The 25,857-nt window shown below is 62.4% G+C and carries 25 protein-coding genes; 15 read left to right on the top strand and 10 right to left on the bottom strand.

Translation table 11 applies throughout. The features are described 5' to 3' along the window. Positions 1 to 89: 89 nt before the first annotated feature. Both FPB55_RS25505 and aspA read right to left on the bottom strand, forming a co-directional pair. On the bottom strand, positions 90 to 1,082 hold the full coding sequence (locus FPB55_RS25505; protein ID WP_144189534.1) for an AraC family transcriptional regulator: 993 nt from the start codon (positions 1,080 to 1,082) through the stop codon (positions 90 to 92). Between the two features lie 235 nt (positions 1,083 to 1,317). After that, positions 1,318 to 2,742, bottom strand: a complete 1,425-nt coding sequence (gene aspA, locus FPB55_RS25500; RefSeq protein ID WP_029886441.1) for an aspartate ammonia-lyase — start codon at positions 2,740 to 2,742, stop codon at positions 1,318 to 1,320. 182 nt (positions 2,743 to 2,924) lie between these two features. On the opposite strand from aspA, the gene FPB55_RS25495 reads away from it, so the two are divergent. Then, positions 2,925 to 3,830: a LysR substrate-binding domain-containing protein gene (locus FPB55_RS25495; protein ID WP_161891645.1), complete on the top strand. Its 906-nt coding sequence runs from the start codon at positions 2,925 to 2,927 to the stop codon at positions 3,828 to 3,830. Between the two features lie 6 nt (positions 3,831 to 3,836). Here FPB55_RS25495 and FPB55_RS25490 read toward each other — a convergent pair whose 3' ends face one another. After that, positions 3,837 to 4,454, bottom strand: coding sequence for a hypothetical protein (locus FPB55_RS25490; RefSeq protein ID WP_009684499.1), 618 nt, complete (start codon positions 4,452 to 4,454; stop codon positions 3,837 to 3,839). 269 nt (positions 4,455 to 4,723) lie between these two features. Here FPB55_RS25490 and purE point away from each other — a divergent pair, with 269 nt between their 5' ends. The 4 genes from purE to FPB55_RS25470 all read left to right on the top strand — a co-directional run bounded on the left by purE (position 4,724) and on the right by FPB55_RS25470 (position 7,232). Next, on the top strand, positions 4,724 to 5,215 hold the full coding sequence (gene purE / locus FPB55_RS25485; protein ID WP_009684500.1) for a 5-(carboxyamino)imidazole ribonucleotide mutase: 492 nt from the start codon (positions 4,724 to 4,726) through the stop codon (positions 5,213 to 5,215). A gap of 10 nt (positions 5,216 to 5,225) precedes the next feature. After that, complete coding sequence (locus FPB55_RS25480; RefSeq protein ID WP_125854437.1) at positions 5,226 to 6,308, top strand: 5-(carboxyamino)imidazole ribonucleotide synthase; 1,083 nt, start codon at positions 5,226 to 5,228, stop codon at positions 6,306 to 6,308. Positions 6,309 to 6,404: 96 nt separating this feature from the next. After that, positions 6,405 to 6,650 (top strand): GlsB/YeaQ/YmgE family stress response membrane protein, encoded by a 246-nt coding sequence (locus FPB55_RS25475; protein WP_009684502.1) that lies wholly within the window; start codon positions 6,405 to 6,407, stop codon positions 6,648 to 6,650. A gap of 48 nt (positions 6,651 to 6,698) precedes the next feature. After that, positions 6,699 to 7,232 carry a DUF3299 domain-containing protein gene (locus FPB55_RS25470; RefSeq protein WP_033690729.1) on the top strand — a complete coding sequence of 178 codons (534 nt, stop codon included), beginning with the start codon at positions 6,699 to 6,701 and terminating at the stop codon, positions 7,230 to 7,232. A gap of 333 nt (positions 7,233 to 7,565) precedes the next feature. On the opposite strand, the gene FPB55_RS25465 is transcribed toward FPB55_RS25470, so the two are convergent. Further along, the gene (locus FPB55_RS25465; RefSeq protein ID WP_144189532.1) at positions 7,566 to 8,462 is read right to left on the bottom strand and encodes a D-hexose-6-phosphate mutarotase; all 897 of its coding nucleotides are present in this window, start codon (positions 8,460 to 8,462) and stop codon (positions 7,566 to 7,568) included. A 71-nt stretch (positions 8,463 to 8,533) separates the two neighbouring features. Next, positions 8,534 to 8,932, bottom strand: a complete 399-nt coding sequence (locus FPB55_RS25460) for an acyl-CoA thioesterase (RefSeq protein WP_003253317.1) — start codon at positions 8,930 to 8,932, stop codon at positions 8,534 to 8,536. A gap of 361 nt (positions 8,933 to 9,293) precedes the next feature. On the opposite strand from FPB55_RS25460, the gene FPB55_RS25455 reads away from it, so the two are divergent. The 8 genes from FPB55_RS25455 (at position 9,294) to FPB55_RS25420 (ending at position 19,711) form a co-directional block, all read left to right on the top strand. After that, positions 9,294 to 10,583: an MFS transporter gene (locus FPB55_RS25455; RefSeq protein ID WP_144189530.1), complete on the top strand. Its 1,290-nt coding sequence runs from the start codon at positions 9,294 to 9,296 to the stop codon at positions 10,581 to 10,583. 141 nt (positions 10,584 to 10,724) lie between these two features. Next, complete coding sequence (locus FPB55_RS25450) at positions 10,725 to 11,723, top strand: phosphate ABC transporter substrate-binding protein PstS (protein WP_009684506.1); 999 nt, start codon at positions 10,725 to 10,727, stop codon at positions 11,721 to 11,723. 139 nt (positions 11,724 to 11,862) lie between these two features. Continuing rightward, a complete protein-coding gene (locus FPB55_RS25445; RefSeq protein ID WP_115295130.1) occupies positions 11,863 to 14,151 on the top strand; it encodes an ABC transporter permease subunit in 2,289 nt (762 codons plus the stop codon). 71 nt (positions 14,152 to 14,222) lie between these two features. Further along, entirely contained in the window at positions 14,223 to 15,839 is a 1,617-nt protein-coding gene (pstA, locus tag FPB55_RS25440) for a phosphate ABC transporter permease PstA (protein WP_154211365.1), read from the top strand. Between the two features lie 101 nt (positions 15,840 to 15,940). After that, positions 15,941 to 16,774: a phosphate ABC transporter ATP-binding protein PstB gene (gene pstB, locus FPB55_RS25435; RefSeq protein WP_009684509.1), complete on the top strand. Its 834-nt coding sequence runs from the start codon at positions 15,941 to 15,943 to the stop codon at positions 16,772 to 16,774. 130 nt (positions 16,775 to 16,904) lie between these two features. Then, positions 16,905 to 17,675, top strand: coding sequence for a phosphate signaling complex protein PhoU (gene phoU / locus FPB55_RS25430; RefSeq protein ID WP_009684510.1), 771 nt, complete (start codon positions 16,905 to 16,907; stop codon positions 17,673 to 17,675). A gap of 162 nt (positions 17,676 to 17,837) precedes the next feature. Further along, entirely contained in the window at positions 17,838 to 18,734 is an 897-nt protein-coding gene (locus FPB55_RS25425) for a response regulator (RefSeq protein ID WP_144189528.1), read from the top strand. An 80-nt stretch (positions 18,735 to 18,814) separates the two neighbouring features. Further along, positions 18,815 to 19,711, top strand: a complete 897-nt coding sequence (locus FPB55_RS25420; protein WP_144189526.1) for a M23 family metallopeptidase — start codon at positions 18,815 to 18,817, stop codon at positions 19,709 to 19,711. A gap of 94 nt (positions 19,712 to 19,805) precedes the next feature. Here the strand turns inward: FPB55_RS25420 and FPB55_RS25415 are convergent, their stop codons facing one another. The 3 genes from FPB55_RS25415 to phoB form a co-directional block, all read right to left on the bottom strand. Then, entirely contained in the window at positions 19,806 to 21,146 is a 1,341-nt protein-coding gene (locus FPB55_RS25415; RefSeq protein ID WP_009684513.1) for a hemolysin family protein, read from the bottom strand. 117 nt (positions 21,147 to 21,263) lie between these two features. Beyond that, positions 21,264 to 22,571 (bottom strand): phosphate regulon sensor histidine kinase PhoR, encoded by a 1,308-nt coding sequence (gene phoR, locus FPB55_RS25410; protein WP_144189524.1) that lies wholly within the window; start codon positions 22,569 to 22,571, stop codon positions 21,264 to 21,266. 170 nt (positions 22,572 to 22,741) lie between these two features. After that, on the bottom strand, positions 22,742 to 23,431 hold the full coding sequence (gene phoB, locus FPB55_RS25405; RefSeq protein ID WP_003253341.1) for a phosphate regulon transcriptional regulator PhoB: 690 nt from the start codon (positions 23,429 to 23,431) through the stop codon (positions 22,742 to 22,744). Positions 23,432 to 23,604: 173 nt separating this feature from the next. Here phoB and FPB55_RS25400 point away from each other — a divergent pair, with 173 nt between their 5' ends. Next, positions 23,605 to 23,973 carry a hypothetical protein gene (locus FPB55_RS25400; protein ID WP_033690727.1) on the top strand — a complete coding sequence of 123 codons (369 nt, stop codon included), beginning with the start codon at positions 23,605 to 23,607 and terminating at the stop codon, positions 23,971 to 23,973. Between the two features lie 64 nt (positions 23,974 to 24,037). Here FPB55_RS25400 and ubiA read toward each other — a convergent pair whose 3' ends face one another. After that, positions 24,038 to 24,928 carry a 4-hydroxybenzoate octaprenyltransferase gene (gene ubiA / locus FPB55_RS25395; RefSeq protein WP_115295126.1) on the bottom strand — a complete coding sequence of 297 codons (891 nt, stop codon included), beginning with the start codon at positions 24,926 to 24,928 and terminating at the stop codon, positions 24,038 to 24,040. After that, complete coding sequence (locus tag FPB55_RS25390) at positions 24,928 to 25,485, bottom strand: chorismate lyase (RefSeq protein ID WP_047149777.1); 558 nt, start codon at positions 25,483 to 25,485, stop codon at positions 24,928 to 24,930. Before FPB55_RS25390 ends, ubiA begins: the two co-directional genes overlap by 1 nt. Before the next feature lie 190 nt (positions 25,486 to 25,675). Between FPB55_RS25390 and FPB55_RS25385 the strand changes: the two genes are divergently transcribed. Next, positions 25,676 to 25,843, top strand: a complete 168-nt coding sequence (locus FPB55_RS25385) for a rubredoxin (protein ID WP_003253349.1) — start codon at positions 25,676 to 25,678, stop codon at positions 25,841 to 25,843. Positions 25,844 to 25,857: the final 14 nt, after the last annotated feature.

Below are 25,857 nucleotides of genomic sequence, written 5' to 3'. Positions count from 1 at the left end.
CAAAAGGGGATCGATGTGGCCAAGCTCTATGGCCGGGTTTTCCTGTGCTGGCTGCTTCGCGGGCGAGCCCGCGAAGCAGCCAGCACAGGTCAGCCGCGGAAATGGCTGGGCGCTACACCACTCCAACGCTGAAAGGCATGCCGGAAACTGGCCGTTTCGCTGAACCCCAGGGTTTCGGCAATGCGGTAGATTGGCATCTGCTCATCGGCCAGCAACTGCTTGGCCCGCTCGAACCGCAGTTCGTCCAGCAACTGCTGGTAACTGCTACCCAGCGCCTGCAAATGCCGGCGCAACGTGCGCGACGAGCAGTTCATCTGCCGTGCCAGCCCGTCCAGCCCTGGCGCGGCGTCCAGTTGTTGCGTAAGCAACTGGCGAATCCGCCCCAGCCAGGCCTGGCCACCCGTGAATTCCAGGTTCAGGCGCCGGCAGCGTTCGCTCATGGCTTTGTGGGTGATCGGGTCAGCCAACGGCAGCGGCGTATCCAGCCAGCGCCGCTCGAAGGCAAAGGCATTGTCTTGCGCCGCAAACACCACTGGGCACTGGAACGCACCGGCATAGCGTGCATGGTAGTCAGGCCGAGGGTGCTCGAAGCGTGCCTCCAGCAGCGGCAATGGGCGGCCAAGCAGGTCGTCACAGATGACTTTCAGCGAAACCAGGCAGAACTCGGCATTGAAAGCGCTCAATGCCGGGTTGTCGTGGTACTCGCTGGCGCTGAACCAGACGCGTTGGCCATCGTCGCGCAAGCGCAGCGAGAAGACTGTTCCCAGCAGTGCCGGATACTGAAGCGCCAGGCGCAGGGCGTCACCCAAAGTGGCACTGGAGAGCAGGGCGTAACCGAGCATGCCATAGCACGACACATGCATGCGCTGGCCCAGCTCCAGGCCGATGTCTTCGCGCCGGGCCACGGCGTTGGCACACACTTGCAGTTCCTGCTGTGTGGTGATGCGCGCGTCGGCGTGCCCCAGGTCTGCCGGGCCAATGCCGCTGCCGGCGAGCAGCGCCGAAGCCTCAGCACCGTCTGCCTGGAAGACGTTGAGTATCAGCGAAACCGCGTTGAGGGTGGTCAGGTGGCTGTGCAGCATGCTGGGTAATCCCGTGGGCCTGGAACACATTATGGAGCAAGTTGTGTGCCGATATTCAAAGGCCGCGGTGCAGCCCCTTTGCGGCGCCAGGCCGCTCCCACGTCTACCGGTGTAGGCAGGTCACGCGCCCGCGCAAGCCAGCAGGCAAAAAAAAAGCCCGGTGCATAAGCCCGGGCTTGGAAAGGTTGAGAGGTGTCTAGTCCCTTAACCTGGTGAGACAGTGTGCAGCAGCCGGTTACGCCTTCAGCGGAACCAGGCGTGGCGCGATCATGTTTTCCGGACGCAGGATGTCGTTGAGCATTGCTTCGTCCAGCAGCTTCTCTTCACGCACCAGTTCCAGCACGCCGCGGCCGGTTTCCAGGGCAACGCGGGCGATACGGGTGGCGTTTTCGTAGCCGATGTATGGGTTCAGGGCGGTGACCAGGCCGATCGAGTGTTCGACCAGCTCGCGGCAGCGCTGCTCGTTGGCCGTGATGCCGACGATGCAGTGCTCGCGCAGCATGTCCATGGCGCGTTGCAGCAGGCGGATCGAGTCGAAGATCTTGTAGGCGATCAGCGGCTCCATGACGTTCAGCTGCAGCTGGCCACCTTCGGCAGCAACGGTCAGGGCCAGGTCGTTGCCCATGATGGCGAAGGCGACTTGGTTGACGGCTTCCGGGATAACCGGGTTGACCTTGCCTGGCATGATCGAACTGCCTGGCTGACGCGCTGGCAGGTTGATTTCGTTGATGCCGGTGCGTGGGCCGCTGGACAGCAGGCGCAGGTCGTTGCAGATTTTCGACAGCTTGACCGCGGTGCGCTTGAGCATGCCGGAGAACAGCACGAAGGCACCCATGTCGGAGGTGGCTTCGATCAGGTCGGCAGCCGGTACCAGCGGCTGGCCGCTGATGATTGCCAGGCGTTGTACGGCCAGGGCCTGGTAGCCAGGGTCGGCGTTGATGCCGGTGCCGATGGCGGTACCGCCCAAGTTGATTTCGGTCAGCAGCTCCGGCGCCAGCGAGCGCAGGCGCTGCAGGTCTTCGGTCATGGTGGTGGCGAAGGCACGGAATTCCTGGCCCAGGGTCATCGGCACGGCGTCCTGCAGCTGGGTGCGGCCCATCTTCAGTACGTGGTCGAATTCCTTGCCTTTGGCGGCGAATGCCTGGATCAGGCTTTCGAGGCTGGCCAGCAGGGCGTCGTGACCCAGCAGCAGGCCCAGGCGAATGGCCGTCGGGTAGGCGTCGTTGGTCGACTGCGCCATGTTCACATCGTTGTTCGGGTGCAGGTACTGGTACTCACCCTTCTGGTGGCCCATGGCCTCCAGCGCGATGTTGGCGATGACTTCGTTCGCGTTCATGTTGGTGGACGTACCGGCGCCACCCTGGATCATGTCGACCACGAACTGCTCGTGGTAGTCGCCCTTGATCAGGCGGCCGCAGGCGGCGCTGATGGCAGCATGCTTGGCATCGCTCAGGTGCCCCAGCTCACGGTTGGCGTCGGCAGCAGCCTGCTTGACCATCGCCAGGCCCACTACCAGTTTCGGGTAGTGCGACAGCGGAACACCGGAGAGGTGGAAGTTGTTGGCAGCGCGCAGGGTCTGGATGCCGTAGTAAGCATCGGCAGGTACTTCCAGGGTGCCCAACAGATCTTTTTCGACGCGGAACGATGCAGCAGCGGACATGATGTATATCATCTCGATGTTGACCCGGCACATGCCGGAATGGCGCCAATCCTAGGCCTTAAGGGGATTTTGCGGCCAATGCTGTTGCACGCTAACCTATGCACAAACGGCATAGTGATTCATGTGACGCCAATCGAAATTCGAGCGTGTTCCATTTTGGTGCACGACGGGAGATGTGCTTCGTGAACCTTGAAAGCAAATGGCTGGAAGATTTCAGTGCGCTGGCCGCCACCCGCAGTTTTTCCCAGGCGGCAGAGCGGCGCTTCGTCACCCAACCGGCCTTCAGCCGGCGTATCCGCAGCCTTGAGGCAGCGTTGGGCCTGCAACTGGTCAACCGTTCCCGCACGCCGATAGAGCTGACCGAGGCCGGGCAGCTGTTTCTGGTTACGGCGCGCACGGTTGTCGACCAGTTGGGCGAAATTCTCCGCCATTTGCATCACCTTGAGGGTGGCCAGGGGGAGGTGATTCAGGTGGCTGCAGCGCACTCGTTGGCGTCGGGCTTTTTCCCGCGTTGGGTAGCGCAGCTGCGTAATGACGGCCTGAACATCGCCACCCGCCTGGTTGCGACTAACGTAGGGGATGCCGTGCATGCACTGCGCGAGGGCGGTTGCGATCTGATGCTGGCGTTCTACGACCCGGACGCCGCCTTGCAGATGGATGCCGAGATTTTCCCGTCGCTGCACATGGGCAATACCGAAATGGTGCCGGTATGCGCGGTGGGCGCCGACGGCAGGCCCATGTTCGACCTGGAAGGTGAAAGTAGCGTGCCACTGCTGGCTTATACTGCCGGGGCCTTCCTCGGGCGGTCGGTCAACCTGCTGCTGCGCCAGCGCAATGTGCGTTATACCACCGTTTACGAAACCGCCATGGCGGACAGCCTGAAGAGCATGGCGCTGGAAGGCATGGGCATTGCCTGGGTGCCCCGGCTTTCGATGCGGGGCGAGCTGGAACGCGGTGAGTTGGCGATCTGCGGAGGCAGCCAGTGGCATGTACCACTGGAAATCCGCCTGTACCGCTGCGCGTTGGTGCGCAAGGCCAATGTGCGGCTACTTTGGCGCAAGCTGGAAAATACGCCTGCGCCGGAGTGAGCCTCTTCAGTTACGAAGCGCGTGATCAAGGTGATTGGCGATGGCCGCTCTGTTCTGGTCGCTGTAGCGGTAGCAATTGGCCCGAAGCGAGAAGCGGGCCGGATAGACAAAGGTCTCGCATGGCCATGGGTTGTAGCGTAACTCTGCTGCCTCGTGAGTGGCGTTCATCAAGTGACCCAGTTCATGCCCCAGGGTGCCATAGCTGGTCATTGAGGCGATCGCGTGGGCATAGCCCAATTTGGCCAGGCCAAGGTGTTCTGCGCCTTCGCTGTTGAGGCCGAAACTATCGCGCGTCAGCAAAATCGATTTCTGCCACCTGAACTGTGGATGCGCTGCAGCGCTGAAGACCCTGTGGGTATCTTCTGGAGGCATCTGGCGATAAGGAATATCGGTAATGCCTGCAACATCACGCTTGAAGATGACCTCAATTGAGTGATTGCTGATTCTGCGCATTTCTTCCAGCCACGGCTGCACGTAGTCTTTATCGATCTGTTTGTCGCTCACATCGGCTAGTTCATCGTGCGGATAGATAGTAACCACCAAGGTTCTCGCAGCCCATGTGGGGGAGGCCTGAAGGGCCATCGTCATGCAAAACAGCAGTGAGGTGAAAAATGGTCTGGCCATCTTTTTCTCCAAGAAGTTTGAACAGGGGTGTTCAATCCTCTTGCAACTGCCGTTACGCATCGCAGCCGGAAAAAGTTGTCCCGCGAGACAGCTTGCCCTTTTATCTGTCATGTGCTTGCAGGGGTGGGCGGCCCGCCTGCAAGTACGCTACAATCCCGCGCCTTCGGCCACCGGGCCGATTAGAATCCGTATGACAAGCCACGCCGGCCTACCCGCGTGGCTTGTTGCTTTATAGCGCGCCAGAAGGCGCTTGCAGGAGAGGCTCGACGATGAGTGCACTGGTTGGCGTGATCATGGGCTCCAAGTCCGATTGGTCCACCCTTAGCCACACCGCCGATATGCTGGAAAAACTCGGCATTCCCTACGAAGTGAAGGTGGTGTCCGCCCACCGCACCCCGGATCTGCTGTTCCAGTACGCCGAAGAGGCCGAGGGCCGGGGCATCGAGGTGATCATCGCGGGTGCTGGTGGCGCTGCCCACCTGCCGGGCATGTGCGCCGCCAAGACCCACCTGCCGGTGCTGGGCGTGCCGGTGCAGTCGTCGATGCTCTCGGGCGTCGACTCGCTGCTGTCGATCGTGCAGATGCCAGCCGGCGTACCGGTTGCCACCCTGGCCATCGGCCGTGCCGGTGCAGTGAATGCGGCGCTGTTGTCGGCCAGCATCCTGGGTGCCAAATACCCGCAATTCCACGCTGCGCTGAAGCAATTCCGCACGGAACAGACCGACACCGTGCTGGACAACCCAGACCCGCGCCAGGCTTGAGGCTCAACCCATGAAGATCGGTGTAATCGGTGGCGGCCAGCTGGGCCGCATGCTGGCCTTGGCGGGTACCCCGCTGGGCATGAATTTCGCTTTCCTCGACCCGGCGCCGGATGCTTGCGCTGCGCCTCTGGGCGAGCACCTGCGGGCCGATTACGGCGATCAGGAGCACCTGCGCCAGTTGGCTGACGAAGTTGACCTGGTGACCTTCGAGTTCGAGAGTGTCCCGGCCGAAACCGTGGCCTTCCTCTCGCAGTTCGTACCGGTCTACCCCAGCGCCGAAGCGCTGCGCATCGCCCGTGACCGCTTGTTCGAGAAGAGCATGTTCCGCGACCTGGGTATCCCTACCCCGGCTTTCGCCGACATCCTCTCGCAAGCCGACCTGGACGCCGCAGTCGCCAGCATCGGCCTGCCAGCCGTGCTGAAAACCCGTACCCTGGGTTACGACGGCAAGGGCCAGAAGGTGCTGCGCACGCCTGAAGACGTGGTTGATACCTTCGCCGAACTGGGCAGCGTGCCCTGCCTGCTGGAAGGCTTTGTACCCTTTACCGGCGAAGTCTCGCTGGTGGCCGTCCGGGCCCGTGATGGCGAAACCCGCTTCTACCCGCTGGTGCACAACACCCACGAGAGCGGCATCCTGCGCCTGTCGGTGGCCAGCCAGGCACACCCGCTGCAGGCTTTGGCTGAAGACTATGTAGGCCGTGTACTGCAAAAGCTGGAGTACGTGGGCGTGATGGCGTTCGAGTTCTTCGAAGTCGACGGTGGCCTGAAGGCCAACGAAATCGCCCCGCGCGTGCACAACTCCGGGCACTGGACCATCGAAGGTGCCGAATGCAGCCAGTTCGAGAACCACCTGCGCGCGGTGGCCGGCCTGCCGCTGGGCTCCACCGCCAAGGTGGGCGAGAGTGCGATGCTCAACTTCATCGGTGAAGTGCCTGCCGTGGACAAGGTGATCGCCATCGATGGCTGCCACCTGCACCACTACGGCAAGGCTTTCAAGGCCGGCCGCAAGGTTGGCCACGCCACCCTGCGCTGCCACGACATGGCTACCCTCGAGCACAAGATTGCCGAGGTAGAGGCCCTGATCAGCAACTGATCGAACTTCTACCAGCGGCTTGCCCTCTGAAATGGCAACAAGTCGAAGCGCTGTCTAGGTTTTGGCTTGTTCCATTTTCACTGCAGAGGGATTGCCATGGGCATCATCGGAACCATCTTCATCGGCCTCATCGTCGGCCTGCTGGCCCGCTTCATCAAACCAGGCGACGACAGCATGGGCTGGATCATGACCATCCTGCTGGGTATTGCCGGTTCGCTGTTGGCCACCTATGGCGGCCAGGCGCTGGGCATTTACCAGGCTGGGCAGGCGGCGGGCTTCTTCGGCGCGCTGGTCGGTGCCATTGTCCTTCTGGTGATCTACGGGTTCATCAAGAAACGCTGAATACCGGTTAGAATGCTCGGCAATTCCATCGAGTTGCCGAGCATTGTCATGCGTGCCTTTTTTCTCCTGCCCCTGCTGTTGGCCAGTACCCTGGCCCATGCCGAACTGCCTGAAACTGACTGGCTGGAGCTGATGCCCAAGTCGGACCAGAAGGCGCTCGAGCAGATGCCCGAAATCGACCATAACTCGCCGGAAGCCATGGGTACCTTCACCGACAAGGGCGGCCTCAAGCAGAGCAAGGGTCTGCCGGCGGTGATGTATTCCACCAAGACCGTGCCAGCCATGAATGGCAAGGACATCCGCCTGGGCGGTTATCCGGTACCGCTGGAAAGCGATGCCAAGGGTAACAGCACGTTGTTCTTCCTGGTGCCGTACCCGGGCGCGTGCATCCACGTACCGCCTCCGCCGCCCAATCAGCTGGTGCTGGTGCGCTACCCGAAAGGCCTGAAGATCGATGACATCTACACCCCGCTGTGGGTCACCGGCAAATTGAAGGTGGAGAAGGTCAGCAATGATCTGGCCGATGCCGCCTATGCGCTGGATGCCGCAAAGGTGAGGGTGGTGGAAGACGCCGACCTCTGAGCCCTCGCCACACAAGGCCGCACCTGCAACGGCACGCGATCGCCAGTAACAGCAACTGTCTTGCCCAAAATTTGAAGAGCCTGCGCGATTCATTGAGGGAGCGGGCTTGCCCGCGAAGCAGGCGACGCGGTGTCTGGCACCGGCTGCGCCGGTGTTCGCGGGCACGCCCGCTCCCACAAGTGGAACGGTGAATGACAGCTTCTGCTCCTGCTCGTGCTCTAGGCACCTGCGGCATTCAGCTTGTCATTCACCGCTCTCACTGCAGATTCTAATCCCTTCTCAAGACACAAGCGGCCTTGTGTCGCGAAAGGACCGCGCAGCGGTCCCGGGTACTCAAAGCGCTTCGCTAGCCAGCACCACGCCCAGCGAATGAGTGGCCCCAGGCTTCAACTCCACCAGGTCATCCCACACATTCGCCGTCTCGATGCACAGCATCCGTTGCCAACCCTCATCGGCCATGTCCGGCAGCTCCCTGGCCCGTTCGGTCCAGGGGTTCCAGATAACCGCCGAACGCGAGCCACTGCTGGTCAGGGTTATCCGCCGGTTCCAGTGCGGGTCGACAATGCTCAGCGTTTGCGGGGCGCCGAGGTAGATCCGGTCAGTCTCCCCGGTGAACGTGAGCGGCCCCTGCTGCTGGCGCTGTTGCCAGTCAGCCAAGGTTTCGATGTAACTCAGCCCCTCCACCCCTTCGACCTGGGCCTGGCGCACGTCACTGACCGCAAAGTAGCTGTGCAGGGCTTGGCTGATGGTGACGGGTGCAGTGCCCACGTTGCGACTGGTGAGGTTCAGTTTCAGGTCCGCGCCAAGCGCTACCATCAGTTTCAGTTCGACTGAATGCGGCCAGTCGGGCAGTTGACCCTGCGCTTCTGGCAGCGCGAATTCGATCTGCAGTTGCTGGCCGACTTCCTCGATACCCAGCAATTGCCAGTCTCGGGCGCGCGCAAGGCCGTGGGCAGGCGCCTGCGCTCCGTTGTACATGGCCTGCACAGCCTGGGGGTTACGCTGCAGGTTGCCGAACCACGGCCAGCACACGGGTACCCCGGCGCGCACCGACTTGCCCCTGCCGAAGATGGCCTGGTCGCTCAGCCACAGCAGTGGCGGCTCGCCCACCCGCTGGTAGCTGAGGATCTGTGCGCCCTGTTGGGCGATCAGGAGTTCGGCGCGGTCGCTGCTGATACGCCAGCAGTTCAGTTCGCCATGTTGCTCGGTTACGACCTGGAAGGTTGCCATTGCACTTGTCTCATTGATTGCCAGTGGGCCTTGGACCCGGGCACCCGCAATGAGTTTACCGCCGGCAAGGCTCAGCGACGAGGGACCGAGCGCGTGCGGCCGCTGCCGTCGATGGCGACGAAGACGAATACCGCCTCGGTGACCTTGCGCCATTCGCTGGACAGCGGGTCGTCGCTCCACACTTCGACCATCATCTGGATCGAGCTACGGCCGATTTCCAGGGTCTGGGTATAGAACGACAGCTGCGCGCCCACGGCGACCGGCACGAGGAACGCCATGCGGTCGATGGCCACGGTGGCTACCCGGCCACCGGCGACACGGCTGGCCATGGCAGTGCCGGCCAGGTCCATCTGGGCGACCAGCCAGCCGCCGAAGATGTCGCCAAACCCATTGGTCTCGCGCGGGAGTGCAGTGATCTGCAAGGCCAGGTCGCCCTGCGGGATAGGATCTTCTTGTTCGAGCTCAATCATGCGATGGGGCCTCTGACCCGTGACGCTTTCGTTGGTGTGGCGCAAGGGCCGGGTAAACGATTCAGCTTGAAACATACTACGCCGATTTCGTTTCACTGGGCGGCCGTAGGGAAACTCTGCGAAACCGCCTGACAATAAAGACCGGCGTTTTCGCACAACATCCCACGTTAGGCGCAACCTTTTCCTACGAGTTGCCAGTATATAGAGCATAACGGCCAGCGACGACCGCACATTCGTGAATATCTGTAGGGTTTTTGTAGCGCTATCAGCACGCCTCGGCAATTTGCTATCTTCGCTGGTCTCCCAATCCAGAAGCCGCGCGCCCAGCGGCCTGCATGCCCTATAAAGAGAACAACCAGCGATGACTTCCGTGCCGAGCAGTATCGAGCAGCCCTCGCGGCCGCTGACCCGCAGTGACTACAAGACCCTCTCACTGTCCGCACTGGGCGGGGCGCTGGAGTTCTACGACTTCATCATCTTCGTGTTCTTCGCCACGGTGGTCGGCAAGCTGTTCTTCCCGGCCGACATGCCCGAGTGGCTGCGCCTGATGCAAACCTTTGGCATCTTCGCGGCCGGTTACCTGGCGCGGCCGCTGGGCGGCATCATCATGGCCCACTTTGGCGACCTGCTCGGGCGCAAGAAGATGTTCACCCTGAGCATTTTCATGATGGCCCTGCCGACGCTGATCATGGGTCTGCTGCCAACGTATGCCCAGATCGGCATGTGGGCACCGATCCTGCTGCTGCTGATGCGGGTTATCCAGGGCGCTGCGATCGGAGGGGAAGTGCCGGGCGCCTGGGTGTTCGTTTCCGAGCACGTACCGGCGCGTAACACCGGTTACGCCTGCGGCACCCTCACGGCCGGCCTGACTTCGGGCATTCTGCTGGGGTCGCTGGTCGCCACGCTGATCAACACGGTCTACAGCCCTGCAGAAGTCGCGGATTACGCCTGGCGCATCCCCTTCCTGCTGGGGGGCGTGTTCGGCCTGTTCTCGGTCTACCTGCGCCGCTGGCTGCACGAAACGCCGGTATTCGCCGAGATGCAGCAGCGCAAGGCCCTGGCAGAAGAGCTCCCGCTGCGTGCGGTGCTGCGCGACCATCGTGGCGCGATCATCTTGTCGATGCTGCTGACCTGGATGCTGTCGGCGGCCATCGTCGTGATCATCCTGATGACCCCGGCGCTGTTGCAGAGCATCTACCACATCAGCCCCACCGACTCGCTCAAGGCCAACAGCCTGGCCATCGTGCTGCTCAGCTTCGGCTGCATCAGCGCTGGCAGCCTGGCGGACCGATTTGGCGCGGGCCGAGTGTTCGTGATTGGCAGCCTGTTGCTGCTGATAACCTCCTGGAGCTTCTACCACAGCTTGCCAACCCGGCCCGAGTTGCTGTTCCCGCTGTATGCGGTAACCGGCCTGTGCGTGGGGGTGATCGGCGCGGTGCCTTATGTGATGGTCAAGGCGTTCCCGGCGGTGGTGCGCTTCAGTGGGTTGTCGTTCTCGTACAACGTGGCCTACGCGATCTTTGGCGGGCTGACGCCGATGGTGGTGACGGCGCTGCTCAAGATCAGCCCCATGGCGCCGGCCTACTATGTGGCGGGGTTGTGTGCCGTCGGGCTGGGCGTAGGGGTTTATCTGCTCGCCAACAAACGCTGAGCTGCGCTGGCGGTTGGCGCGGCCCTACAAATGATGGCCTTTAATCCATTTGTCACAATTAGGTCATATCGTGTTCATGCGGCCTGCCGATACTGGGGCCCGTTCCATCCAGCACCCCAATATTCCTGCTAGGAGCAAGGCATGAAACTGAAGCGTTTGATGGCGGCCCTCACGTTCGCCGCCGCTGGCGTTGCAACCGCCAACGCGGTGGCCGCTGTCGATCCTGCGATCCCGACGTACACCAAGACCACCGGTGTTTCGGGCAACCTCTCCAGCGTTGGTTCCGACACCCTGGCCAACCTGATGACGCTGTGGGCCGAGGCCTACAAGAAGGAATATCCGAACGTAAACATCCAGATCCAGGCCGCGGGTTCCTCCACTGCGCCACCTGCGCTGACCGAAGGCACTGCCAACCTCGGCCCGATGAGCCGCAAGATGAAGGACGTCGAGCTGCAAGCCTTCGAGCAGAAGTACGGCTACAAACCGACCGCCATCCCGGTTGCCGTCGACGCCCTGGCCGTGTTCGTGCACAAGGACAACCCGATCAAGGGCCTGACCATGGCGCAGGTCGATGCCATCTTCTCCTCGACCCGCTTGTGTGGGGGCAAGGCCGAGGTCAAGACCTGGGGTGATGTAGGTGTGACCGGCGACCTGGCCAACAAGCCGATCCAGCTGTTCGGCCGCAACTCGGTTTCCGGCACCTATGGCTACTTCAAAGAAGAGGCCCTGTGCAAAGGCGACTTCAAGCCTAATGTCAACGAACAACCCGGTTCGGCTTCGGTCGTGCAGTCGATCAGCTCTTCGCTCAACGGCATCGGTTACTCGGGCATCGGCTACAAGACAGCCAGCGTCAAGACCGTAGCCCTGGCCAAGAAAGAAGGCAGCGCGTTCGTTGAAGACAACGAAGCCAACGCCCTGAACGGCACCTACCCACTGTCGCGCTTCCTGTACGTGTACGTGAACAAGGCGCCGAACAAGCCACTGGCGCCGCTGGAAGCCGAGTTCGTCAAGCTGGTGCTGTCGCAGGCTGGGCAGCAGGTGGTGGTCAAGGACGGCTACATCCCGCTGCCGGCCAAGGTCGTCGACAAGACCCTGGCAGATTTGGGCCTGTCGCATGCCGGTAGCGTTGCCAAGCAGTAAGTAATTGCAGGGGAGGCCGGTACCACTGCCCGGCCTCTTCCACGAATTCCCGGCCCGAAGCCAGGTAACCTGTGCGGCGGGCTTTCGCGCGTCACCATTTTGTAATGTTTTTGTCACACGGGACCGCTAGGGTGTGCGCATGAATGATCTGGCCAACTCCAACATGACCCAAAAACCCCAGCCCGTGCGCATTGATTTCAATACGCCCGAGTTGCAACGCAAGCGCCGCTTGCGCGCGCTCAAGGACCGCCTGACCCGCTGGTATGTGCTGGTGGGCGGCCTTGCCGTTTTGGCCGCCATTACGTTGATCTTCTTCTACCTGGCTTATGTAGTGCTGCCGCTGTTCCAGGGCGCCGAGCTGACGCGCAAGCAGGCCCTGCAGCCAAACTGGCTGCAGCAGGATGCCGGCAAGCCGCTGATGATCGCGCTGGAAGAGCAGAACCTGGTGGGCATGCGGGTTTCGGACAAAGGCCAGGCGTTGTTCTTCGATGCCAAGACCGGCCAAGCGCTCAAGCGCATTGACCTGCCGGTACCCGCCGGTACCCAGGTCACCTCGATCGGGGCCGACCAGCCGGGCAGCCCGCTGGTGGTGCTGGGCCTGTCCAACGGTCAGGCGCTGGTGTTCCACCACGCCTACAAGATCACCTACCCGGACAACCAGAAGGCGATTACCGCCAGCATCGACTACCCCTACGGCGAGCAGCCATTCGTGCTCGACGAGCAGGGCCGTGCGTTGGAGCACGTGAGCGTCAATGCCAACGGTGACACCCTGGTGCTGGCCGGCTCCACCGGTGCGCAACTGCAGGTGCTGGAGTTGACCCGTAGCGAGAACATGCTGACCGAAGAAGTCACCACGGAGCAGAACCGCATCGTCCTGCCGCAGATGACGGAGGTGGTGAAGAACATTTTCATCGATCCGCGCCAGCACTGGCTGTACGTGATCAACGGCCGGGCCACGGCCGACGTGTTCAGCCTGCGCGACAAGAGCCTCAACGGCCGCTATAAACTGGCCGACAGTGCCGACACCGAAGTGACCGCCACGGGGCAACTGGTGGGTGGTATTTCGCTGATCGTCGGTGACTCCAGGGGCGGCCTGGCCCAGTGGTTCATGGCCCGCGACCCGGATGGCGAATCGCGCCTCAAGCAGATCCGTACCTTCCAGCTGGGCAAGGCACCGATCGTGCAGATCGACGCCGAAGAGCGCCGCAAGGGCTTCATCGCGCTGGACGCGAACGGCCAGCTTGGAGTGTTCCACAGTACGGCGCACCGTACGCTGCTGGTCGAACCCGTCGCCGAAGGCCCGGGCATCCTGGCCCTGTCGCCGCGTGCCAACCGTATCATCATCGAACAAGGCGGCAAGCTGCTGCCGCTGAGCCTGCGCAACCCGCACCCGGAAATTTCCTTCAGCGCGTTGTGGGGCAAGGTCTGGTACGAGAACTACGACGAGCCTAAGTACGTCTGGCAGTCGACCGCTTCCAACACCGACTTCGAGCCCAAGCTCAGCCTGTCGCCGCTGACCTTCGGTACCCTCAAGGCCGCGTTCTACGCCATGATCCTGGCAGCCCCGCTGGCGGTCGCCGCCGCCATCTATACCGCTTACTTCATGGCCCCGGGCATGCGGCGCAAGGTCAAGCCGGTGATCGAACTGATGGAGGCGATGCCGACGGTGATCCTCGGTTTCTTCGCCGGCCTGTTCCTTGCCCCCTATCTGGAAGGTCACCTGCCGGGGGTCTTCAGCCTGTTCCTGCTGATGCCGTTCGGCATTCTGCTGGTGGGCTTCGCCTGGACCCGCCTGCCAGAGGCGATACGCCTGCGTGTACCTGACGGCTGGGAAGCGGCGATTCTGATTCCGGTGATCCTGCTGATCGGCTGGTTCGCCCTGGCCATGAGCCCGTACCTGGAAAACTGGTTCTTTGCTGGCGACATGCGCCTGTGGATCACCAACGATCTGGGCATCACCTACGACCAGCGCAATGCCCTGGTGGTCGGCATCGCCATGGGCTTCGCGGTCATCCCCAATATCTACTCCATCGCCGAAGACGCCGTGTTCAGCGTGCCGCGTAGCCTAACCCTGGGCTCGCTGGCGCTGGGCGCCACCCCCTGGCAGACCCTGACCCGTGTGGTCATCCTCACCGCCAGCCCGGGCATCTTCTCGGCGCTGATGATCGGCATGGGCCGCGCAGTGGGCGAAACCATGATCGTGCTGATGGCCACCGGCAATACGCCGGTGATGGAAATGAACCTGTTCGAGGGCATGCGCACCCTGGCCGCCAACGTGGCCGTGGAAATGCCCGAATCGGAAGTCGGCGGCAGCCACTACCGCGTGCTGTTCCTGGCCGCGCTGGTACTGCTGATGTTCACCTTCGTCATGAACACCTTGGCCGAGCTGATTCGCCAGCGTCTGCGCAAGAAATACTCGTCGCTTTGATAGAAAGGTAGCGATCCGTGAAAAAGGATTCCCTCAAAGGCTGGTTCAAGAGCGGCGCCCCCGGTGTGTGGATGAGCGGCGGCGCAGTGGCCATGGCGGTGATCATGACCGTTGGCCTGCTGGCGGTCATCGCCGTGCGCGGCCTGGGCCACTTCTGGCCGGCCGACCTGGTACAGGCCACCTACCAGGTGCCGGGCCAGGCTGGCCAAGTGGTGATTGGCGAAGTGGTGCAGCAGGAGGACGTGCCGCGTGCCCGCCTCAAAGGCGCCGGCCTGCCGGTACCGGACCAGGGCCCGGAGTTCATGAGCCGTGAACTGATCAAGGTGGGTAACCGCGACCTCTATGGCAGCGATTTCACCTGGGTGGTCGGCGATTGGCTGGTCGACGAGCAGCGCCCGGCCGACCTGATGGCCCTGGAGCGCCGCGAGTGGGGCAACTTCTATGGCTACCTGGTCAGCGTCAAGGAACAGGGCCGGGTGGTTGCCGAAGGCCCGGCTGCCTGGAGCGAGTTGCAAGCGCGGCTCAAGCGTGCCAGCCAGCTCAACGGTGAATTGCAGCAACTGGAGAAGAAAGACATCGGGGCCATCAACCATGGCCTGGAGCGCCTGCGGCTGCATGCCCGCAAGCTGGAGCTGGACGGCAAGCTGGACGCTACCGCCCAGGCGGACATGGACGCCGAGCGCGCCGAACTGAACAGCCGCTACCAGGCTATCGAAGCGCGCCTCGGCGGCCTGCACCAGGCACTCGCGCGTGACAGCCTGGTGGCCCGCGATGGCAACGGCCGTGAAGTGGAAATCAGCCTGAACAAGGTGGTGCACGCCCTCCAGCCAAACGGCATGTCTGCTTTTACCAAGCTGCGCACCTACTTTGCCAAGGTATGGGAATTCCTGAGCGACGACCCGCGTGAAGCCAACACCGAGGGCGGCATCTTCCCGGCCATCTTCGGTACCGTGATGATGACCCTGATCATGGCCGTGATCGTCACCCCGTTCGGCGTGCTTGCGGCAGTCTACTTGCGTGAATACGCAAGGCAGGGGCCGGTAACCCGGCTGATCCGCATTGCCGTGAACAACCTGGCGGGGGTGCCGGCGATCGTCTACGGCGTATTTGGTTTGGGTTTCTTCGTGTATGTGCTGGGTGGCTCGATCGACCGCCTGTTCTTCCCCGAAGCGCTGCCCGCGCCTACCCTGGGTACGCCAGGCTTGCTGTGGGCGTCGCTGACCCTGGCGCTGCTGGCAGTGCCTGTGGTGATCGTGGCCACCGAAGAAGGCCTGGCGCGCATTCCGCGTACGGTGCGTGAAGGCTCGCTGGCGCTGGGTGCGACCAAGGCCGAAACGCTGTGGCGGATTGTGTTGCCCATGGCCAGCCCGGCGATGATGACCGGCATGATCCTCGCCGTGGCCCGCGCTGCGGGCGAGGTGGCGCCGCTGATGCTGGTGGGTGTGGTGAAGCTGGCGCCGTCGTTGCCGGTTGACGGTAACTACCCGTACCTGCACCTGGACCAGAAGATCATGCACCTGGGCTTCCACATCTATGACGTCGGCTTCCAGAGCCCCAACGTAGAAGCCGCGCGGCCGCTGGTCTACGCCACGGCGCTGTTGCTGGTGCTGGTGATCGCGGCCCTGAACCTGTCGGCGGTATGGATCCGCAACCACCTGCGCGAAAAGTACAAGGCGCTGGACAGCTGATTGAAGCTTTAAGCCACAAGCGGCAAGCTCCAAGCAGATTGCCGCTTTGCCCAAACTTGCAGCTTGCAGCTCGAAGCTTGCAGCTACAAACGGAGTCAACCATGCAGAACGAATCCCACACCCACGGCATCGACATGTCTGCCCTGGGCCGCAGCAAGCAGGGCCTGCGCCTGGCCGAAGAAACCGTGGCCATCGAGGTACCGGGGCTAAGCCTGTTCTACGGCGACAAGCAGGCCTTGTTCGATGTCAGCATGAACATCCCCAAGCAGCGCGTGACCGCGTTCATCGGCCCCTCCGGCTGCGGCAAGTCGACCTTGTTGCGCACGTTCAACCGCATGAACGACCTGGTTGACGGTTGCCGCGTACAGGGTGCCGTGAACTTGTATGGCAACAACATCTACCGCAAGGGCGAAGATGTCGCGGAGCTGCGCCGCCGTGTGGGCATGGTGTTCCAGAAGCCCAACCCGTTTCCCAAGACCATTTACGAAAACGTGGTCTATGGCCTGCGCATCCAGGGCATCAACAAGAAGCGCGTCCTCGACGAGGCCGTCGAGTGGGCGTTGAAGGCCGCGGCGCTGTGGGACGAGGTCAAGGACCGCCTGCACGAGTCGGCCCTGGGCCTGTCTGGTGGCCAGCAGCAACGCCTGGTCATCGCCCGCACCATCGCCGTGGAGCCTGAGGTGCTGCTGCTGGATGAGCCGTGCTCGGCGCTGGACCCGATCTCGACCCTCAAGGTCGAGGAACTGATCTACGAACTCAAAGCCAAGTACACCATCGTCATCGTGACCCACAACATGCAGCAGGCTGCCCGTGTTTCGGACTACACCGCGTTCATGTACATGGGCAAGCTGGTCGAGTTTGGCGACACCGATACCCTGTTCACCAACCCGGCGAAGAAGCAGACCGAAGACTACATCACTGGTCGCTACGGCTAAGAGCGCCTTTGGCGCAGCTGCAAGCTTCGAGCTGCAAGCTGCAAGATGAAGCGGTTAGCGCGGAGCCAGGGAACGACACGAACCACTTGAAGCTTGCAGCTAGCGGCTAGCAACTTCGCGGAGCGACAGCATGATCAACAAAGAAAGCCTTACCCACCACATTTCCCAGCAGTTCAACGCCGAGCTGGAAGAGGTGCGCAGCCACCTGCTGGCCATGGGCGGGCTGGTTGAAAAACAGGTCAACGACGCGGTCACCGCGCTGATCGAAGCCGATTCGGGCCTGGCCCAGCAAGTGCGCGAGGTTGACGAGCAGATCAACCAGATGGAGCGCAATATCGACGAGGAATGCCTGCGTATCCTCGCCCGTCGGCAGCCGGCGGCCTCCGACTTGCGCCTGATCATCAGTATCTCCAAGTCGGTGATCGACCTGGAGCGCATTGGTGACGAATCGACCAAGATCGCCCGCCGGGCCATCCAGCTGTGTGAAGAAGGCGAGTCGCCACGGGGCTATGTGGAAGTGCGCCACATCGGTGACCAGGTGCGCAACATGGTCCGCGATGCGCTGGACGCCTTTGCCCGCTTCGACGCCGACCTGGCACTGTCCGTGGCTCAGTACGACAAGACCATCGACCGGGAGTACAAGACCGCCCTGCGTGAACTGGTGACCTACATGATGGAAGACCCGCGCTCGATTTCGCGGGTACTGAGCGTGATCTGGGTGCTGCGCTCGCTGGAACGTATCGGCGACCATGCACGCAATATCTCCGAGTTGGTGATCTACCTGGTCCGCGGTACCGATGTGCGTCACATGGGCCTCAAGCGAATGACTGCAGAAGTGCAGGGCACCGCGCCCGCCGATGGCGAAAAGGCTAATGTTCCTGGTGAATCTGACGATAAGTAAGGTTGCCCCCGAGCAGCGACGCCCGGCCTTGGCCGGGCGTTTTCGTTTACGGCCGAGAGCCGGCAGGCACCCGCGAACGATCGGATGAACGCCCGGCGTTACCAGGTGGTAGCAAGTAGCCAGTATTTGGCAGTAGGCTAGTCGGGTTCAGAAGGAGTTTCGATGAGTAAAGTGAATGTGCTGGTCGTGGATGACGCCCCGTTTATCCGCGACCTGGTCCGCAAGTGCCTGCGCAGTGCCTTCCCGGGCATGACGATCGACGATGCCGTCAATGGTCGCAAGGCCATGGCCATGCTGGGCAAGGAGGCGTTCGACCTGGTGCTGTGCGACTGGGAAATGCCCGAGATGTCGGGCCTGGAACTGCTCACCTGGTGCCGCCAGCAGCCTGCGTTGAAGCACCTACAGTTCATCATGGTGACCAGCCGTGGCGACAAGGAAAACGTCATCCAGGCGATCCAGGCCGGTGTTTCCGATTTTGTCGGCAAGCCATTCACCAACGAGCAGTTGCTGACCAAGGTGAAAAAGGCCCTGACCAAGATCGGCAAGCTCGACAGCCTGACGGCCATCGCCCCGGCGCGCGCCAACCCGGCGTTCGCCAACGATTCGTTGGGTGCGCTGACCGCCGGCAAGCCGGAGGCGGTAAAGGTTGCAGCGCCGGCACTGGCACCGGCTGCTGCCAGGCCAGCGGCCAAGGCGCCCACGCCGGCCGCGGCCACCCCGACCGGTCGGGGCCAAGGGCAACTGCGCCTGGCCGGTGGCATGCAGCCGTGCGTGATCAAGGCGTTGAGCCTGAAAGAGGCCCTGCTGGTGGTACGCCGCGGCGATGTGCTGCCACAAGTGCTGGAAGGTGCAGTGTTGGACCTGGAGCAAGGCGAAAGTGCCGAAGTCGCCCGCCTGAACGGCTATCTGCACGCCGTCGCGGCGCTGGAGCCCAAGCCGGACAGCGACTGGCTGCAACTGACCTTCAAGTTCGTCGACCAGGATGCGCAGAAGCTCGATTACCTGTCGCGGCTGATTGCCCGTGGCACCGCGCAGAAGCATTTCACCCCAGGGGCCTGAGCCATCCGACCAACTGCAACACTTGCCGTTAAACCTGCTGCTAGTCTTCGACAGACCTCAACTGTCAAAAAGCCACTATCATGCCCGGGCGCCTGCTGCTGTTCTGTGCACTGTTCATGGCCTCGGCGTCGAGCCTGGGTGTGACCCTTTACAAGAGCACCGACGAGTCCGGTGTCATTTCCTATTCCGACCGCCCCGGCCCTGGCGCCAGGCCGTTGAATTTGCTTGAGCCCATGGTCGAAACGCTCGAAGGCCAAGTGTTCCTGAACGCGAAAGTGTTCAACGGCGGTGTGAGCTTTTCGGCACGCAACCAACTGCATGTTCCGGTCGAGGTCGAGCTGCGCCTGGACAACCTGGTGAACGCCCAGGGCGGTGATGCCCCGCGTATCGTGCGCCGGCTGCTGCCACCGGGCACCACGCAAATGCTCAGCGTGCTGAGGGGGCGGCCCGGTTTGTTGCTGAATTACCGCTCGACCCTGCTGCAGGCCATGGGTGACCCGGGCAAGCGGCCGCAGGGCTTCCGCTACGGGTTCGCGTGGCTTGGCGGGCCATTCCGCGTGACCCAGGGCCCCAATGGCCGTGTCAGCCATTTCGGGCCTAAGGGGCGCTATGCCATGGATATCGCCATGCCCGAAGGCACCACCATTATCGCGGCGCGCGAAGGGGTGGTGGTGAAAACGCAGAATGACCAGAGCGGGCGCGAGCCCAACCCGTCGGGCAACTTTGTCAGGGTGCTGCACTCGGACGGCACCATGGGCGTGTACCTGCACCTGATGCGCGACTCGGTGGTGGTGAAGGAGGGGCAGCGGGTGCGCCAGGGGCAGATGCTGGCCAAGTCGGGCAATACCGGCAACAGCACCGGGCCACACCTGCATTTCGTGGTACAGCGCAACGTAGGCTTGGCGCTGGAGTCGATCCCTTACCGGTTCGACAGGCCGCTCAGCGGCTTGCCGGACTTTACTGCGGGTAACCCTTGAGAGCGTCGGGCCTGCTTGGCAGGCCATCGCTACACAAGGCCGCGCCTACAGGGATACGCAAATCCAGAGGGGCTGCGCGGCAGCCCCATGGCCATCAATCCAGCTTGAGCACTTTGGCCAGCACGATCTTCGGCCCTTTCATCTTCTTGATGATGATCCGCAGCCCTTCGACTTCCAGCACCTCTTCTTCTTCAGGCACGCGCTTTAGCGTCTCGTAGACCAGGCCAGCCAGGGTTTCCGCCTCGATGTGGTCAAGGTCGACCCCAAGCAGGCGCTCCACCTTGAACAGCGGCGTGTCGCCACGGACCAGCAACTTGCCCGGCTGGTAGGCGAGGATGCCGCGTTCGGTCTTGCGGTGCTCGTCCTGGATATCGCCGACCAGCACTTCCAGCACGTCTTCCATGGTCAGGTAGCCGATCACCTTGCCATCGGCTTCTTCGACCAGCACAAAGTGCGCACCACCCTTGCGGAACTGCTCCAGCAACTGGGCCAGTGGCATGTGGCGCGATACGCGCTCAAGCGGCCGGGCGAGGTCGTCCAGGTCGATGGCTTCGGGCAAGTGCTCCAGCTCCGCCAGCTCCAGCAGCAGGTCCTTGATGTGCAGCAGGCCGGTGAATTCCTCGCGCTCGGCGTCGTACACCGGGTAGCGGCTGAACTTGTGGCGGCGCACCAGGGCCAGGATCTGCTTCAGCGGCGCATGGGCGTCGATGGTGACCATGTCTTCACGCGAGTTGGCCCAGTCGACCACTTCCAGCTCGCCCATTTCCACGGCCGAAGCCAGCACGCGCATGCCTTGGTCGCTTGGGTCCTGGCCACGGCTGGAGTGCAGGATCAGTTTCAGTTCTTCACGGCTGTAGTGGTGCTCGTGGTGCGGCCCCGGCTCGCCCTGGCCGGCGATGCGCAGAATGGTGTTGGCGCTGGCGTTGAGCAGGTAGATGGCCGGGTACATGGCCCAGTAGAACAGGTACAGCGGTACGGCAGTCCACAGCGACAGCAGCTCCGGTTTGCGGATGGCCCAGGATTTGGGTGCCAGCTCACCGACAACGATGTGCAGGTACGAAATGACGAAGAAGGCGACGAAGAACGACACGCCTTTGATCAGTTCCGGTGAGTCGACGCCGAAATACGCCAGCAGTGGTTCCAGCAGGTGGGCAAACGCCGGCTCACCGACCCAGCCCAGGCCCAGCGAGGCCAGGGTGATACCCAGTTGGCAGGCTGACAGGTAAGCGTCCAGCTGGTTGTGCACTTTACGCAGAATGTTGCCGCGCCAGCCATGCTCTTCGGCAATGGCCTCCACGCGGGTGGCGCGCAGCTTGACCATGGCGAACTCTGCAGCAACGAAGAAGCCGTTGAGCAGCACCAGCAGGAAGGCAAAGATGATCATGCCGAAATCGGCGAATAACGAACTGAGGCTGATACCAGGGGAAGGGTCCATGATGGAGTTTTTACGGGGTCCGTCTTAGAAATGGAGAGAAAAAAAGTGCCAGCTCTTGCTGGCACAGGGGATCCAATGTAGCGGCTGGGGCTGCAAAAGCAAAGGGCCCTGAGTTGCTCAGACCTTGCTGTTGACCAATTGTGCCGGGGCAAAATGACAGATGAAGGTACTGCCATGCCCCGGGACGCTGCTGATTTCCAGCTTGCCGCGGTGGCGCATCAGCACATGCTTGACGATGGCCAGCCCCAGCCCGGTGCCGCCTGTATTCGAGGCCCGGCTGGAATCCACCCGGTAGAAGCGCTCGGTGAGGCGTGGCAGGTGTTTGGCATCGATGCCCACGCCAGAGTCCTGCACCGACAAATGCGCGCCCTGGGCATCGGCCCACCAGCGGATGCGGATATCGCCTTCATCCTGGGTGTATTTGACGGCGTTGAACACCAGGTTGGAAAAGGCGCTGCGCAGCTCCGACTCGCTCCCCTTGAGCTGCACGCCGGGGGTTGCTTCCAGCGTAATGCGCTGGTTGCGCGGCCCAGACAACGCCTGGGCGTCGTTCTTGATGGCGGCCAGCAGGGCATCGATCGGCACTGGCTGGTTGTCCGACGGATAATCGGTGGCCTCCAGCTTGGCCAGCAGCAACAGGTCGTTGAGCAGCGTCTGCATGCGCGAGCCTTGCTGGCTCATCTGCTGCAAGGCCCGGCGCCAGCGCGGGTTCACGTCCTCGACGTTGTCCAGCAGGGTTTCCAGGTAGCCGGTGATGACGGTCAGCGGTGTGCGCAATTCGTGCGACACGTTGGCGACGAAGTCTTTGCGCATCTGTTCCAGCTGGTGAATGCGGGTGACGTCGCGCACCAGCATCAAGTGCTCGTTGTTGCCGTAGCGGGTGATGTGCAACTGCAGCCGCATGCGGTCGTTGATCGGTGAGGGGATTTCCAGCGGTTCGAGGTAGTTTTCTCCCTCGAAGTACTCCTTGAAGCGCGGGTGGCGAACCAGGTTGGTGACTTGCTGGCCGCCGTCCTGTGGAGTTTTGAAGCCCAGCAGGGTCTCGGCGGCGCGGTTCCACCACTCCAGGTTGCCGTCGCTGTCGAGCATGATCACCGCATCCCGCAGCGCAGCGGTGGACTCCTGAACGCGGTCGATCACCGCTTGCAGGCGGCCCCGCACACGCTGGTCCCGGCGCTGCAGGTGGTAGATGCTGTCGAACACCTCGCCCCACAGGCCATAGCCGTCGGGCGGCGCCTCGTCGGGCTGGTGATTGCGGAGCCAGTCATGCAGGCGCAGCAGTTGCTTGAGGGTCCAAGCCAGGTACAGTGCCAGGCCAATGGCCAGGCTCCAGCCATAGTAGCCGCTGATCAGCCCGCCGATCAGGCAGATGCTGATCAGCAACAGCAGGTGGCGAATCAGTGTCGCGTGCCAGTTCTGGTTCAATTGATGGGTCCTTCGGATCCGGCTGCAAGTTGCAAGTTGCAAGTTGCAAGTTGCAAGCTTCAAGATGAAGCGGATCAGTGGTGCTGATAGTCCTTTTCGAGCCTGATGCTACATGCTCTTTCTTGCAGCTTGCAGCTTGCAGCTTGCAGCTTGCAGCTTGCAGCTTGCAGCTAGCTCTTGGTCGAGAAGCGGTAGCCGGTGCCGCGCACGGTTTGTACCAGATTCTCGTAGGCCTCACCCAGCGCTTTGCGCAGGCGGCGGATGTGCACGTCGACCGTGCGTTCCTCGACATAGACGTTGCCGCCCCACACCTGGTCCAGCAGTTGGCCACGGGTGTAGGCGCGTTCCTGGTGGGTCATGAAGAACTGCAGCAGGCGGTATTCGGTGGGGCCCATTTCAGCCGGCTTGCCGTCGATGGTCACGCGGTGGCTGATCGGATCGAGCAGCAGGCCGCCGACCTCGATCGGTGCCTCACTGTCGCTTGGGCCGGTGCGGCGCAGCACGGCTTTGAGCCGCGCAACCAGCTCGCGCGGTGAGAACGGTTTGGTGATGTAGTCGTCGGCACCCACTTCCAGGCCCTGGATCTTGTTGTCCTCTTCACCTTTGGCAGTGAGCATGATGATCGGAATGTCGCCGGTCAGTTCATCGCGCTTCAGGCGGCGGGCCAACTCGATGCCGGAGGTACCCGGCAGCATCCAGTCGAGCAGGATCAGGTCCGGCTTGCGGTCGACGATGATCGCGTGGGCCTGTTGGGAGTTTTCCGCTTCCAGGCAGTCATAGCCGGCCATTTCCAGGGCAACGGCGATCATCTCGCGAATCGGCGCTTCGTCGTCGACGATCAGAATGTTCCTGCCTACCATGCTCAAAACCTCTCCTGGATTCAGTGTCTTGGCCCGCATTAGATAACGGAATTATTGCAGCTGTGTGACAGGGTGTTGGCCGTTCTGGCGACATTGCGTGACTGAACTAGGCTACAGAGGGCCGCGGTTCTGGCAACCCGAACCCATTACCCCCCGAAACGATGGTGAATCCAATGACACGACATACGCTGAGCTGGATGGCCCTTTTCACTGCGCTGGCGCTTCCGGGGGTGGCCTCGGCACAACCTGCAATGGAAAAGGATGGCATGTGGGTCGATCATGCCGGCATGACCCTGTACACCTTTGACAAAGATACCGGCGGCAAGTCGATGTGCAATGGCGAATGCGCCAAGAATTGGCCGCCTTTGATGACCAGTGGCGGCGAAAAAGCCGAAGGCAAGTGGACGCAGATCAAGCGGGACGACGGCAAGATGCAGTGGGCCTACGACGGCAAGCCGCTGTATACCTTCGTCAAGGACAAGAAGGCTGGCGACATGACCGGTGACGGCATGAAAGACGTTTGGCACGTCGCCAAGCCGTAAGGGCTTTCAATCCGCCTGTGGGGGCGGGGTAAGCCCGTTCCCACAAGGTAGAGTGCTCACGCTGTCAGCGCAGCGCGTAGTCCAGAACCACCCCCACGAACACCAGCAACCCCGCCCAGTGATTGTGCAGGAACGCCTTGAAGCACGACTCGCGGTCCAGCTTGCGTGTAGACCAGTACTCCCAGGCAAAGCACGCCAGCGCCCCCAGCAGCCCCAGGTGGAACCAGCCGCCGAGGTCAAAGCGGCTACCGGCCAGCAACAGGCAGCCCAGCGACAACAACTGCAAGGTCAGGATGATGCTGCGGTCGGCCTCACCGAACAGGATGGCCGTGGATTTCACGCCGATCTTCAGGTCGTCGTCCCGGTCGACCATGGCGTAATAGGTGTCGTAGCCCACCGTCCACAGCAGGTTGGCGACATACAGCAGCCAGGCACTGGCCGGCAGTTCGCCGCCAGCGGCCGTGAACGCCATCGGAATGCCCCACGAGTACGCTGCCCCCAGCACCACTTGCGGGTAGTAGGTGTAGCGCTTCATGAACGGGTAGCAGAACGCCAACGCCACCGCGCCGAATGACAGCCACACGGTGCGGCTATTGGTGCACAGCACCAGCAGGAAACTGACCCCGACAAGCATGGCGAACAGGGCCAGCGCCTCGCGCGGGCGCACGCGGCCACTGGCCAGGGGCCGGTCGGCGGTACGCTTGACGTGGCCATCCACCTTGCGGTCGGCAAAATCGTTGATGCAGCAGCCGGCGGCGCGCATCAGTACCACGCCAAGGCCGAAGATCAGCACGTTGGCCAGGGTTGGCGAGCCGTTGCCGGCAATCCATACCGCCGACAGCGTGGGCCACAGCAGCAAGTAGATACCGATCGGGCGGTCCATGCGGCTGAGCTGGACAAAGTCCCAGGCACGCGGGTGCAGGCGGTTCAGCGACTTGAGCAGTTGCAGGTACATCAGCTGTTTTCCTCCTGGGCCGCTTGCCACAGCGCCGGCAGAAACACCTCGGCTACCAGCAGGTCCAGCCCGTCACGTTCAAACCGCGAGCGGCGGGCCCATAGCGCTGGCCGGGCGGCATCTGCCGGCAACCACGCCTGTGGGTAACTGCACACTTCGAGTGGGTGGCGGATGAACGCCTGGTCGCAGAACAGCAACTCGCCCAACGAACGGCTGCCGAGGCGTTCCAGGTCCAACCCGCCGCGCGCCAGGGCACTGCGGCTGGCCACGCTGCGGGCGAACACCCACGGCTGGCCATGGCCGCGCAGGTACACCTCGCGCACCCAGCCTTCAGCGCCAACAGCGATGCCCAGTGCCTGGCATTCGTCGGCGCGCAGTGGCTGCCAGCCCTCGAACAAAGGGGTGACGCAGAAGTCATCGTGGGCCAGGCGCGTCAGGCGGCGGGTCAGTGAGCCTTCGTCGAACAGCCAGTCAAGGGTGGGCTGGTCGATGTCGGTCGCCAGCCGTGAATACGGCAGCCACGCGACAGCGGCTGCTTGCGGGGATTCGTACGACACGTCGGTCTGCTTGTTACAACCTGAGAGGCGGCGAGCTTAGCATGATTGCCCCGACTGCTTGCATACTGCGGGCAGGGCCGCTACAAAGCCCCCAAGCATTGCGCGTTGGTCCCTGTTGCAGCGGGTTCACCCGCCATAGGGCCGTCGGCAGCAACACAAAGCCCCAGCCTGACCCGAGGAAAACAACCTGATGAAAAAGTGGCAATGTATCGTCTGTGGCCTGATCTACGACGAAGCCGAAGGCTGGCCCGACGACGGCATCGCCCCTGGCACCCGTTGGGAGGACGTGCCGGAAGACTGGCTATGCCCTGACTGCGGTGTTGGCAAAAGCGACTTTGAAATGATCTCCATCGGCTAAGCGAGGCAAGCACG

It is taken from the genome of Pseudomonas sp. BJP69 (assembly GCF_007633355.1).
Taxonomy (GTDB): Bacteria; Pseudomonadota; Gammaproteobacteria; order Pseudomonadales; family Pseudomonadaceae; genus Aquipseudomonas; species Aquipseudomonas juntendi.
This window is presented reverse-complemented; position numbering and strand designations above follow the sequence as displayed.